The organism is Pseudomonas sp. NFACC42-2 (assembly GCF_900116055.1).
GTDB classification, from domain to species: Bacteria; Pseudomonadota; Gammaproteobacteria; order Pseudomonadales; family Pseudomonadaceae; genus Aquipseudomonas; species Aquipseudomonas marginalis.
In genome coordinates, this window is the sequence record NZ_FOZO01000001.1 from 753,356 (window position 1) to 766,167 (window position 12,812).

Here is a 12,812-nt window from a genome sequence, read left to right on the forward strand (position 1 = left end):
GGGGGCTTGCTCCCGATGGCGGTTTGTCAGTCGCGTCATCAGTTGACTGATCCACCGCTATCGGGGGCGAGCCCCCTCCCACATTTGGGCTGTAGCAGCAACGCCACCAACGCACTCCATCCGGTCTGGTGCGAAGCCCCCAACCCCCGCCCCGTCTCGCCATGGAAATACTCATGGAACAACACCAGGTCACGACTGGCCGGGTCCGCCTCCAACTGCGCATACCCCGCCATCGACGGTCGTGAACCGTTTTCATCCCGCAGAAACAGGCGGGTCAACCGCTGGCTGAGGCTGTCGGCCACGTCCTCCAGGGATGCCAGATACCCGCTGCCCGTGGGGTATTCCACCGAGAAGTTGTCCGCGTAGTAGCGGTGAAATTCGCGCAGCGATTCAATCAGCATGTAGTTCACCGGCATCCACAAGGGCCCGCGCCAATTGGAGTTGCCGCCGTACAGGCGCGAGTCGGATTCACCCGGCTGGTAACGGGCGCACAGGGTGTCGCCATTCATCTTCAACGCCAATGGCTGCTCGGCGAACGCCTTGGACAGGGAGCGCACGCCAAAGGCCGAGAGGAATTCGTCATCATCGAGCATGCGCCGCAGCAAATCCTTGGTGCGCTCGCCACGCAACAGCGCCAGCAACAGGCGATTGCCCTGCCCCGGTTCGTTCCAGCGCGACACCAGTTTGGCCAGGTCCGGCCGGTGATGCATGAACCCCAACAGCCGTTCACGCAACCCTTCCAGCCCCTCGTGTTCACGCTGCTCCAGCACCAGCACGGCAAACAACGGCATCAGGCCGACAATGGAGCGCAGGCGCACCGGCTCGTTCTGGCCGTCGGGACGGTGCAGTACGTCGTAGAAGAACAGGTCCTGCTCGTCCCACAGGCCTTCAGCGCTGTCATCGACGCGGTTGATGGCGCCGGCGATATACAGGAAGTGCTCGAAAAACTTCACGGCAATATCGACGTACACGACATTGCGCTTGGCCAACTCCAGGCCGATGCGCATCAAGTCCAGTGCATACGCCGCCACCCAGGCGGTGCCGTCGGCCTGATCGAGCTGATAACCCGGCGGCAACGCGGCCGAGCGGTCGAACAAGGCGATATTGTCCAGCCCCAGGAAGCCGCCCTGGAACAGGTTGCGACCCTCGGCGTCCTTGCGGTTGACCCACCAGGAAAAATTCAGCAGCAGCTTGTGGAAGATCCGCTCGAGGAAATCCAGGTCGCCCACACCGGTCAGCGCCTTGTCCTGCTGGTACACGCGCCAGCTGGCCCAGGCATGCACCGGTGGGTTGGCGTCGTCGAAACGCCATTCATAGGCCGGCAGCTGGCCGTTGGGGTGCATGAAGCGGTCCTTCACCAGCAACAACAACTGTTGCTTGGCATACCCCGGATCGATCAGGGCAAACGCCACCGCCTGGAAACCCTGGTCCCAGGAGGCGTACCACGGGTATTCCCAGGTGTCGGGCATGGACAGGATGTCGAAGTTGGACAGGTGCCGCCAATGGGTATTGCGGATATGCAGGCGCTCGGGCGGTGGCGCGGGCTGGGCCGGGTCGCCGTCGAGCCACTGGTTCACATCGAAATAGTAGAGCTGCTTGGACCACAGCAAGCCGGCCAGGGCCTGGCGCTGCACATTGCGTGCGTCGTCATCGGCAATGCCTTGCTGCAAGGCGGCGTAGAAGTCATCGGCCTCCTGGCGCCGCCGTTCAAACAGTTTGCGCGCGTTGACCTCGGGCGCGTCCACGGGCGCAAGGCGCAGGTAAAGGCTTTTGCTTTGCAGCCCCGCCAGCTCAAGGATAAAGCGCGCGGCCACCTTGGTACCGGTGTCGCGGCGAATCGCAGCGTCCAGCCCTTCAACCACATAATCGTTGATCCCGTCCTTGAAAGGCCCCGGCGCCGGTTGCCCGCCCAGTCGCGGGAAGTTGCTCTCGTTTTCACAGAACAGCCATTCCACACTCTCCTGCCCCCAGGCGCTGAGGCGCAGATCGGGCAGTGCATGATGACGGGCCAGCACGTGTTCGCCGTCCAGCCTCAACTGCGGCTTGGGCACATCCGAGGTCCAGCTCCAGTCATTGCGCGCCCACAGCTGCGGCAGCACCTGCAGGCGCGTCGGCTGCTGCGAGCGGTTGTGCACGGTGACGCGCATGAAAATATCGTCGGGCTGGTGCTTGGCGTATTCGACGCTGACGTCGCAGTAGCGGTTGTCTTCGAACACGCCGGTATCAAGGATCTCGTACTCGGCATCGCCCAGCCCACGCCGGGCGTTTTCGGCGATCAGGTCGGCGTAGGGAAAGGCCGCATGGGGGTATTTGTAGAGCATGCGCATATAGGCATGGCTGGGCACACCGTCGACGAAAAAGTACAACTCCTTGACGTCTTCACCGTGGTTGCCCTCGGCGTTATTCAGGCCGAACAGGCGTTCCTTGAGGATCGCGTCGCGCTCGTTCCACAGGGCCAGGCCCAGGCACCAGCGTTGCGCCTTGTCGCTGAAGCCGGCCAGGCCATCCTCGCCCCAGCGGTAGGCGCGGCTGCGTGCATGTTCATGGGGGAAGTAAGCCCAGGCATCGCCGTCGGCGCTGTAGTCTTCGCGCACCGTGCCCCATTGGCGTTCGCTCAGGTAGGGGCCCCACTCGCGCCAACGCTCGGCCTGCGGCGTCGCCAGGCGTTGGCCTTCGATCGTGTCCAGTATTCGGGTGTCGGGTGTGGCCGTCATCGGGTCCTCCATCGCCTACCAGGTGAGGAGCAGTGTAGAGCCCAATGACGCCCGGGTGCACATGAAGACTTAGAAGATGGCGTACGTGTAGTTGAAGATCAGGCGGGTCTGGTCCTGGTCGGCGGTGCCGGTGTTTTTGCCGTGATAGGTGCCGGTACGCAAGGTGGTACCGAAGCCTTTCAGAGGACCGGCCTGCACCACGTAGTCCAGGCGGAAGTCGGTTTCGTTTTCTTTCTGGTCAGGACCACCGGCGACCTTCGACTTGATATCCGTACCGTCCAGGTAGGCCACGGACGCTTTCAGGCCCGGCACGTAGGCCTTGAAGTCATACGCATACTGCCCGAAGTTGACCTGCTCGCCCGCCCGGGAGAACTGGCCCACCACCGCATCGGTGAACAGGTAGAAGTCGCTGCCGCCGGCACCTTGGGCATGCGGGTCGGCAAGGCTGCCCTGGTTGACCCAGACAAAACCACCATCGTCACCCACGCCAATGTGGCCGAGCATCAGGCTGCTGCCGCCCAGTTGGTAGGTGAACGCGGCACTGTAGGTTTTGTTGTCCACTTCGTTGGCGTGCTTGGCGTAGCCGCCGTTGTTGTTGAACTGGTAGCCACTCTCGCCATTCTTGCCGTCGCTGCTGCTATCGAAGTAACGCAGGTCGGTCTTGAACGACTGGTCGTTGCCCAGGGGCAGCACGTGGACCAGGCCGACGTAGTTCTGTTTGTAGAAGTCCTGCAACTGGGCGTAGTAGTACTGCAACGTCAGGTTTTTTGCGATGGTGTTGTCGGACGAACCAAACGGCTTGTAGTCCACCCCACCGAATTTGAAGCTGTCGCTGTCGCGCGTACCGCCGGCCACGCTCAAGCCCGTGGAGTTGCTGGAGGCACGGCCTTCGGCGCGGTTCAGCTCACCACCGGTGAAGGTGACGTTGGGAATGTCGCTGGAAGTGAGGATGCCGCCGTCAAAGGTTTGCGGCGCCACGCGGCTGTCGTTGGAGACCAGGATCGGCAGCACCGGCGCCAGGCCACCACCGACATGCAACTCGGTCTGGGAAATGCGGAACTTCACGTTGCCGGCCGCGCGACCGAAGGCATCGGCCGGCTCGGTGCCGTTGTTTTTGGTCGGGAAGAAGCTGTTGCCATTACCCGCCAGGCCCGGGCCCGCAGTGTGACCATCGCCGCCGTCCAGGCGCAGGGCGCCGAAGGCCATCACGTCGAAACCCAGGCCAACGGTGCCTTGGGTGAAGCCGGATTTATAGTCGAAACGCAGCGCGGTGGCTGCTTCGCGCAAGTCGTTGTTGGTGCCCGAGCGGTTATCTGCGCTGTAGTACATGGTCCGCGAACTGACGGACGCATGGCTGTCTTCGAGAAAGCCGCTGTGGCCATTGCCTGTGCCCAGCGCGCCGAGCCCGAAGTCATCAGCGTAAGCCTGTTGTGCAAGAACGGCGGCGGTGATCGACAGCGCCAGTGTAGAAATTTTCATTAACTGCGGCCCCTGAATGTTTTTTTATCGTGTTTGGCGTGCAAACCCACTGTCGGCTCTGCAAACGTGACGATTCTTTCATGCCGGCCAGGGCGGACCTCGTGAAGCTTTCTTTAGAAAAGGGCCTGGAAAATGAAATTTCCCTGCCGCCGTTTTTTGTCATATTCACGTCATTTCATTCATTTGCAGAATGAAGTCCAGAGGATTCTTCGTTTGCACGCCCGCCCACAGCTCAACAAAATCCAGGTATCGGCCGCGCCCATCAGCATCGTGATCAGGAATTTTTCTATGCACAGCACCGCACATGTCAGCCCCGACGAGATCCGCAAGGGCTTTTCCAAGGCCATGTCCGACATGTACCGAGATGAAGTTCCGCTGTATGGCGCACTGATGGAGCTGGTCGCCGCCACCAACGCCCGCGTACTCGCCAGCGAACCGGGCCTGGCGCAACAGCTGCAACGCACCGGCGAGATCCAGCGCCTGGACATGGAACGCCATGGCGCCATCCGCCTCGGCACCGCGGCGGAACTGGCGACCATCGGCCGCCTGTTCGCGGTGATGGGCATGCAGCCGGTGGGTTACTACGACCTGACCCCCGCCGGCGTGCCGGTGCATTCCACGGCGTTCCGCGCCGTGCACGAAAGCGCGCTGCAGACCAGCCCGTTTCGCGTGTTTACCTCATTGCTGCGTCTGGAGCTGATCGAAAACCCCGAGCTGCGGGGGTTTGCCGAAACCGCCCTGGCCAAGCGCTCGATATTCACTCCCGGCGCCCTGGCGCTGATCGAACAAGCGGAGAAGGACGGTGGCCTCAACGCTGCGGATGCCGATGAGTTTGTGCGCCAGGCCCTGGAAACCTTCCGCTGGCACCACACCGCGACCGTGACCGCCGCGCAGTACCAGCAACTCAGCGACCAGCACCGCCTGATCGCCGACGTGGTGGCCTTCAAGGGCCCGCACATCAACCATCTGACCCCGCGCACCCTGGACATCGACCAGGTCCAGGCCGCCATGCCCGGCAAGGGCATCACCCCCAAGGCCGTGATCGAAGGGCCGCCTCGCCGCCAGTGCCCGATCCTGTTGCGCCAGACCAGCTTCAAGGCCCTCGACGAACCCATCGCCTTCACCGATGCCCAGGGCAGCCACAGCGCGCGTTTCGGCGAAATCGAACAGCGTGGCGTGGCGCTGACGCCCAAGGGCCGCGCGCTGTACGACCAACTGCTGAATGCCGCGCGCGACGAACTGGGCGCCTTCCCCAACGAGGGCAATGCCGCGCGCTACATGCAGTTGATGGAGCAGCACTTCCAGGCCTTCCCGGATAACCACGGGCAGATGCGTGAACAGGGCCTCGCCTACTTCCGCTACTTCGCCACGGAGAAAGGCCTGGCGGCACGCGGCCAGGCCGATCAACCGCGCACACTGGAGGCACTGGTCGCCGCCGGCCATGTGGCTGTCGAACCCTTGGTGTATGAGGATTTCCTGCCGGTGAGTGCGGCGGGGATTTTCCAGTCGAACCTGGGGGATGGGGCGCAGAGTCACTACGCGGCCAATTCGAACCAGGCCGAATTCGAGAAGGCCCTGGGGCGCACGACTGTCGATGAATTGAAGGTGTATGGCGAGACGCAGCAGCGCTCCATAGATGAATGCACCCGGGCACTGCTGGTGTAGAAACGGAAAGTGCCCACCCGGCTCACCGGCGCAATCCTTGCGCCGCAACAGTCCCCAGGGCCGGGTGGGCGAGCGGGATCATAGGCAGGCGGCGCAGAGATGTCTTTCAGGCAATTCTGAAAAAATCTGCGCCCGCTATGACAGGCGCAGTGTTGCGCTTAACCCAAACGCCCCACGATCTCGTCTTTGACCAACAGGCGTTTCTTCTTCAGCTTCTCCACCTCCTCATCGCTGGCCTTGGCCGATTCCGCCTTCAGCACCTCCCCATCGGCCGCATCGTATTGAGTGAACAGCGAGTCCAGGCGCTTGTCGTTCGCCCTGCGTTCGTGAACGGCTTCCTTGCTCAACCCCAAATCCTGATACAGGTCGTGTTTCACTGGCATGGCGTACCTCCGCATGTTGATCAATGGCTTACCCCCTTGAAGCTAGCCCATTCCAGCCGGTCTTGTCATGTTCAGGGTCAATCCATCCCCGTTCGTCGCGGCGCGGGCAATGGGATCAAACCTTTGCCACACCCCGCCCTCCACTGTAGATCGCCACCCGAGGGAGAACGGTTTCATGACTCATGCTGCCACCGCTGTCGACACCCAATGCATCAACACCCTGCGCACCCTGGCCATGGACGCCGTGCAGAAGGCCAACTCCGGCCACCCCGGCACGCCCATGGGCCTGGCTCCGGTGGGGTATACGCTGTGGAGCCGCTTCCTGCGTTACCACCCCGAGCATCCCGACTGGCCCAACCGTGACCGCTTTGTGTTGTCGGTGGGGCATGCGTCGATGCTGCTGTACTCGCTGCTGCACCTGGCCGGTGTGGTCGAGATCGATGCCCACGGCAAACGTTCGGGGCAACCGGCGATCAGCCTGGACGATATCAAGCAGTTCCGCCAGATGAGTTCCAAGACCCCCGGCCACCCCGAGTACCGCATGACCACCGGTGTGGAAACCACCACCGGGCCGCTGGGCCAGGGCTGCGCCAACAGCGTCGGCATGGCCATGGCCGAGCGCTGGCTGGGCAAGCGCTTCAACCGCGACGGCCAGGTGCTGTTCGACTACAACGTCTACACCCTGTGCGGCGACGGCGACATGATGGAAGGCATCAGCAGTGAAGCCGCGTCCATGGCCGGGCACCTGAAGCTGGATAACCTCTGCTGGATCTACGACAACAACACCATCAGCATCGAAGGCCACACCGAGCTGGCCTTCAGCGAAGACGTGATCAAGCGCTTCCAGGCCTATGGCTGGCACACCGTGCACGTCACCGACGCGAATGATTTGCAGGCCTTGAGCGAGGCGCTCAACACCTTCAAGCGCAACACCGGCGCGCCGACCCTGATCGTGGTCGACAGCGTGATCGGCTACGGTTCGCCACACAAACACAACACCGCCGCCGCCCATGGCGAGCCGTTGGGCGATGAGGAAATCCGCCTGACCAAGGCCGCGTATGGCTGGCCGCAGGATTCCAGCTTCCTGGTCCCCGATGAGGCCCGCACGGTGTTGCGTGACGCCCTGCTGGAGCGCAGCCAGCCGTTGTATGACGCCTGGCAGCACAGCCTGGCGCAGTTGCAGCAGCACGAGCCGCAACTGGCCGAAGAGCTGCGCCGCATGCGTGCCGGCGAAATGCCGGAGCATTGGCAGGATGACCTGCCCGGTTTCGACCCCGACGCCAAGGGCGTGGCCAGCCGTGCCGCCGGTGGCGAAGTGCTGAATGCCTTTGCCCGGCAGATCCCGTGGCTGCTCGGCGGCTCGGCGGACCTGTCGCCGTCGACCAAGACCAACCTCACCTTCGACGGTGCCGGGCGTTTCAGTGCCGACGACTACAGCGGGCGCAACCTGCACTTCGGCATCCGCGAACACGCCATGGGCGCGATTGCCAACGGCATGGCGCTGTCCTACCTGCGGCCGTACACCTCGACATTCCTGGTGTTCAGCGACTACATGAAACCGCCGATCCGCCTGGCCGCGATCATGGAGCTGCCGGTGGTGTTCGTGTTTACCCATGACTCGATTGGCGTGGGCGAAGATGGGCCGACCCACCAGCCCATCGAACACCTGACCCAACTGCGCGCCACGCCGGGGTTGCTGTCCCTGCGCCCCGGCGACGCGAATGAAACCCTGGAAGTGTGGAAGGTCGCGCTGGCGCAGACCCACCGGCCAAGTTGCGTGATACTGTCCCGCCAGCCCCTGCCGACGCTGGATCGTACGAAGTACGCGGCGGCATCGGGGGCGGCCAAGGGCGCCTATGTGCTGGCGAGGGCAGATGAGCCTCAGGTGATTCTGCTGGCGAGCGGCAGTGAAGTCAGCCTGGCGGTCGCGGCGTATGAGCAGTTGAAAAACGAAGGGATTGCCGCGCAGGTGGTTTCAATGCCCAGCTGGGAACTGTTCGAAGACCAGGACCAGGCCTACCGCGACAGCGTGTTACCGCCGGCAGTGAAGGCCCGGGTAGTGGTGGAACAGGCCGGCCCCTTGGGCTGGGACCGCTATGTCGGCCAGACCGGCGCCAAGGTGGTGATGAACAGCTTCGGCGCGTCGGCGCCGCTGGCGAAGTTGCAGGAGCAGTTCGGGTTTACGGTTGAGAATGTGGTGAAGCAGGCCAAAGCGCAGATCCAACTGACGCAACGCTGAGCAAATGTGGGAGGGGGCAAGCCCCTCCCACATTTGGATCTCATCGCTTGTTAGAGCAGCTCTCGGGCCAGGAATGGCGCGGTGCGGCTGGTTTTGTTTTTGGCCACCTTCTGCGGTGTCCCACTGGCAACCACCTTGCCGCCCAGGTCCCCGGCTCCCGGTCCGATGTCGATCACCCAGTCACTCTGGGCCACCACACGCATTTCATGTTCCACCACGACCACCGTATGCCCCCCATCCACCAGTTGATTGAGCTGGCTGAGCAGGCGGTCGACGTCCCGTGGGTGCAGCCCGGTGGTGGGTTCGTCCAGCACATACAAGGTCGCGCCCCGGGCATTGCGTTGCAGTTCGGTGGCCAGTTTGATGCGTTGCGCTTCGCCACCGGACAGTTCCGTCGCCGGCTGCCCAAGGCGCAGGTAACCCAGGCCGATATCCCGCAGCACGTGCAGTGAACGCAGTACCCCAGGTTGCTCGGCGAACACATCCACCGATTGTTCCACGGTCAGCCCCAGCACCTGGGCGATGCTCAGGCCTTGCCATTTGACGGCCAGGGTTTCAGGGTTGTAGCGCGCGCCGTGGCAGGTCGGGCACGGTGCGTAGACGCTGGGCATGAACAGCAATTCGACGCTGACAAAGCCCTCGCCTTCGCAGTTCGGGCAACGGCCCTTGGCGACGTTGAAGGAGAACTGCCCGGCGTCGTAATCGCGCTTCTTCGCCGCTGGCGTGGCGGCGAACAACTTGCGCACGTTGTCGAACAAACCGGTGTAGGTCGCCAGGTTGGAACGCGGGGTGCGGCCGATGGGTTTCTGGTCCACCTGCACCAGGCGGCGAATGTGCTCCAGGCCGGCACTGATGCGCCCGCCGCTGATTTGCGGGGCGTCGTCTTCCAGGCTCGGCTCTTCGTCGTTTTCCACCCGGCTGCCGAGGCCGCTGCCCACCAGTTCCAGCAGCGCCTGGCTGACCAGGCTGGACTTGCCCGAGCCGGAAATACCGGTGACCGCCGTAAAGCAGCCCAACGGGACATCCACGCTCAGGTCCTTGAGGTTATTGCGCGTCACGCCTTCCAGGCTCAGCCAGCCGCTGGGTTCACGGCGCGCCGGGTTCCCAGGGCGCTTGTCGGCGAACAGATAGGCCCGGGTCTGCGACGCCTCAACGTCCGCCAGACCGGCCGGTGGCCCGCTGTACAGCACGTGCCCGCCATGCTCGCCGGCGGCCGGGCCCACATCGATCAACCAGTCGGCGCGGCGCATGGTTTCCAGGTCATGCTCCACCACGAATAACGAATTGCCCGCCGCTTTCAAACGTTCGAGCGCGCTGAACAACGCTTCGCCATCCGCCGGGTGCAGGCCTGCCGAGGGTTCATCCAGCACATAGATCACCCCGAACAATTGCGAACCCAATTGCGTGGCCAAGCGCAGGCGCTGCAACTCCCCGGACGACAGGGTCGGCGTGCTGCGCTCCAGGGACAGATAGCCCAACCCCAATTCGATCAAGGTACTGACCCGCTCCAGCAGATCCTCGGCAATGCGCTGGGCCGCCAGGCGTTTTTCCACCGACAGCTTCATCTTGTCCTGCCCCGCCGCCACCGGCCGCAACAACGTGGCCAATTGCGTCAATGACAGTTGCGACAACTCGCCAATGTCCACCCCGGCAAACTTCACCGACAGCGCCGCCCGGGTCAGCCGCTTGCCCTCGCACAACGGGCAGGCGCTGCCCTGCATGAACTGCGACACACGCTTTTTCATCAGCGCGCTTTGGGTGTGGGTGAAGGTGTGCAGGATGTAGCGCCGCGCACCGCTGAAGGTGCCCTGATAGCTAGGCTCCAATTTGCGCTTCAGCGCTTCGCGGGTCTGCTCGGGGGTGAAACCGGCATACACCGGCACGGTGGGGGTTTCTTCGGTGAACAGGATCCAGTCGCGTTGCTTTTTCGGCAGGTCGCGCCAGGGGACATCCACGTCATAGCCCAGGGTCACGAGAATGTCGCGCAGGTTCTGGCCCTGCCACGCCAGGGGCCAGGACGCCACCGCGCGCTGGCGGATGGTCAGGGACGGATCGGGCACCATCAGCGCCTCGGTCACTTCATACACACGGCCCAGGCCATGGCATTGCGGGCACGCGCCCTGGGGCAGGTTCGGCGAAAAGTCCTCGGCATACAGCATCGCCTGTCCCGGCGGGTAGCTGCCGGCACGCGAATACAGCATGCGGATCAGGCTCGACAGGGTGGTCACACTGCCCACTGAGGAACGCGCACTCGGGGTGCCGCGCTGCTGTTGCAACGCCACGGCAGGCGGCAGGCCTTCGATGCTGTCGACATCGGGCACGCCGACCTGATCGATCAGGCGCCGTGCATAGGGCGCCACCGATTCGAAATAGCGGCGCTGGGCCTCGGCATACACCGTGGAAAACGCCAGGGACGATTTGCCCGAACCGGAGACGCCGGTAAACACCACCAGGGCATCCCGGGGAATGTCCACGTCGACGTTCTTCAGGTTGTGTTCGCGGGCGCCGCGCACCTTTACGAATCCAAGGTGCTGGGCAGTGATCGGAGGCATGTTGCGCTGTGACGTCATGAACAACCTTGTCTGGCGGTGAGCACGCTGCGCAACCGTTGCGTCAGGGCCTCGGGGCTGTAGGGTTTGCTCAGCAAATGAATGTCAGCGCTGAGCAGGTGATTGCTGGAGAGGATGTCGCGGGTGTGCCCCGAGGTGAACAGCACCGCCACCGGCGGCGATTGGACGCGGGCCCACTCGGCCAGGTCAGTGCTTTTGATACGGCCGGGCATCACCACATCGGTGAAGATCAGGTCGGGCCGCACGCCGTCCTGCAAGGCTTGCATCGCGCGGTCGCCGTCTTCGGCGGTCAACACCGTGTAGCCTGCCTGTTCGAGCAGGTCCACCACGGTCACCCGCACATCCTCGTTGTCCTCCACCACCAGGATGGTCTCCTGGCCCATGTCGTGGGGCACGGGTTCTGGGTGAGTCTCCTGGGCCTCTTCGCCCAGGCTGCGCGGAAAGTACATTTGCACCACGGTGCCCTTGCCCTCCTCGCTCCACACGTCCACATGCCCACCGCTCTGGCGGACAAAACCAAACACCATGCTCAAGCCAAGGCCGGTGCCGTGGCCATCGCGCTTGGTGGTGAAAAACGGCTCGAACACCCGCGACAGGATCGCCGCCGGCATGCCCACGCCAATGTCGGTGACGGCCAGGCGCACATACTCGCCTGGCTTGATGCTTTTGCCGCGGCAATCCTTGGGGTTGAGGATGATGTTTTCGCCGGTGATGCGAATCACGCCTTCGCCTTTCATGGCGTCGCGGGCGTTGATCGCCAGGTTGAGCAGCGCATTTTCCAACTGGTTGCGATCGACGTTGATGCACCAGGAATCCTGGGGCAGCTGCACGTCGATATGAATGGTTTCACCCAACGCACGTTGCAGCAGTTCGCCCAGCCCGGCGTAGATGCGCTGCGGGTTGTACACGGCCGGTGACAACGGTTGGCGCCGGGCAAAGGCCAGCAGTTGCGAGGACAGTTTGGCGCCCCGCTCCACCGCGGCAATGGCCGCCGTGACCCGCCGCTGCACCTGGGCATTCTCCGGTTCATGGCGGGCCAGCAGGTGCAGGTTGCCGGCGATCACTTGCAGCAGGTTATTGAAGTCGTGGGCCACGCCACCGGTCAGGCCACCAATGGCTTCGAGCTTTTGCGACTGGCGCAGTTGGTCTTCGGCGGCGGAACGCGCCTGGACTTCGGCGGCCACGCGCTGCTCCAGGTTATGGGTCAGTTCCTGGCGCACGCGTTCGGAATGCACGTGGGCGGTGGTCTCCACCACAATCGCCAGCACGCCGGCCGGTTGCTGGTTATCCCCGGCGACGGGGCTGTAATAGAGATCCAGCCACACCGTTTCCGGCTGGCCGTTGCGCAGCAGCACCAGGTCTTTGTTGTTGAACGACAAGGTGCCGCCGGCCAGGCAGGTGTCCACCACATGGCGGTTGAAGTCGGCGACTTCCGGCCAGCCCAGCTCCACCGGCGTGCCTAGCAAATAAGGATGGCGGCCACCGGCAAACACCGAATAGCTGTCGTTGTAGATCATGTACCCCGCCGGCCCCCAGAGCATCACCATGGGCACGGGGGATGCCAGCATCATCTGCACGGTACAGGCGAGGCTGGTGGACCAGCGGTCAAGGGGTCCCAGGTCGGTGGTTGACCAGTCAAATGCGCGAATGCGCTGGGCCATTTCGCCGGCCCAACCTTCACAGCCGTGGGGGTCGGATAAGAATTGCATCGTTCGGCTCTGCGCAGAGAAAGGACGGTCGCAAAATTTGGAGCGTATCAAGG

The 12,812-nt window shown here is 63.4% G+C and carries 7 protein-coding genes; 2 read left to right on the forward strand and 5 right to left on the reverse strand.

Annotated features, from left to right (window positions below):
- Positions 1-38: 38 nt before the first annotated feature.
- Both BM416_RS03330 and BM416_RS03335 read right to left on the reverse strand, forming a co-directional pair.
- The gene (locus BM416_RS03330; RefSeq protein ID WP_092485344.1) at positions 39-2,714 is read right to left on the reverse strand and encodes an MGH1-like glycoside hydrolase domain-containing protein; all 2,676 of its coding nucleotides are present in this window, start codon (positions 2,712-2,714) and stop codon (positions 39-41) included.
- A gap of 69 nt (positions 2,715-2,783) precedes the next feature.
- Positions 2,784-4,193, reverse strand: a complete 1,410-nt coding sequence (locus tag BM416_RS03335; protein ID WP_092485347.1) for an OprD family outer membrane porin — start codon at positions 4,191-4,193, stop codon at positions 2,784-2,786.
- A 288-nt stretch (positions 4,194-4,481) separates the two neighbouring features.
- Between BM416_RS03335 and BM416_RS03340 the strand changes: the two genes are divergently transcribed.
- Positions 4,482-5,858, forward strand: coding sequence for a 2-oxoadipate dioxygenase/decarboxylase HglS (locus tag BM416_RS03340; RefSeq protein ID WP_092485614.1), 1,377 nt, complete (start codon positions 4,482-4,484; stop codon positions 5,856-5,858).
- Between the two features lie 158 nt (positions 5,859-6,016).
- Here BM416_RS03340 and BM416_RS03345 read toward each other — a convergent pair whose 3' ends face one another.
- Positions 6,017-6,241, reverse strand: coding sequence for a DUF465 domain-containing protein (locus BM416_RS03345; protein ID WP_027608652.1), 225 nt, complete (start codon positions 6,239-6,241; stop codon positions 6,017-6,019).
- Between the two features lie 175 nt (positions 6,242-6,416).
- On the opposite strand from BM416_RS03345, the gene tkt reads away from it, so the two are divergent.
- Entirely contained in the window at positions 6,417-8,480 is a 2,064-nt protein-coding gene (gene tkt / locus BM416_RS03350) for a transketolase (protein ID WP_092485350.1), read from the forward strand.
- A 50-nt stretch (positions 8,481-8,530) separates the two neighbouring features.
- Here tkt and uvrA read toward each other — a convergent pair whose 3' ends face one another.
- Together uvrA and BM416_RS03360 are read right to left on the reverse strand one after the other, a co-directional pair.
- Complete coding sequence (gene uvrA / locus BM416_RS03355; protein ID WP_092485353.1) at positions 8,531-11,050, reverse strand: excinuclease ABC subunit UvrA; 2,520 nt, start codon at positions 11,048-11,050, stop codon at positions 8,531-8,533.
- Entirely contained in the window at positions 11,047-12,759 is a 1,713-nt protein-coding gene (locus BM416_RS03360) for an ATP-binding protein (protein ID WP_092485356.1), read from the reverse strand. The genes uvrA and BM416_RS03360 overlap by 4 nt, the downstream gene beginning before the upstream one ends.
- Between the last annotated feature and the right edge of the window lie 53 nt (positions 12,760-12,812).

What these genes read in the sequence shown, in the direction of transcription:
- BM416_RS03330 (WP_092485344.1), bottom strand. Translation starts at nt 2,714, where the DNA reads ATGACGGCCACACCCGACACCCGAATACTGGACACGATCGAAGGCCAA.
- BM416_RS03335 (WP_092485347.1), bottom strand. Translation starts at nt 4,193, where the DNA reads ATGAAAATTTCTACACTGGCGCTGTCGATCACCGCCGCCGTTCTTGCA.
- BM416_RS03340 (WP_092485614.1), top strand. Translation starts at nt 4,482, where the DNA reads ATGCACAGCACCGCACATGTCAGCCCCGACGAGATCCGCAAGGGCTTT.
- uvrA (WP_092485353.1), bottom strand. Translation starts at nt 11,050, where the DNA reads ATGACGTCACAGCGCAACATGCCTCCGATCACTGCCCAGCACCTTGGA.
- tkt (WP_092485350.1), top strand. Translation starts at nt 6,417, where the DNA reads ATGACTCATGCTGCCACCGCTGTCGACACCCAATGCATCAACACCCTG.
- BM416_RS03345 (WP_027608652.1), bottom strand. Translation starts at nt 6,241, where the DNA reads ATGCCAGTGAAACACGACCTGTATCAGGATTTGGGGTTGAGCAAGGAA.
- BM416_RS03360 (WP_092485356.1), bottom strand. Translation starts at nt 12,759, where the DNA reads ATGCAATTCTTATCCGACCCCCACGGCTGTGAAGGTTGGGCCGGCGAA.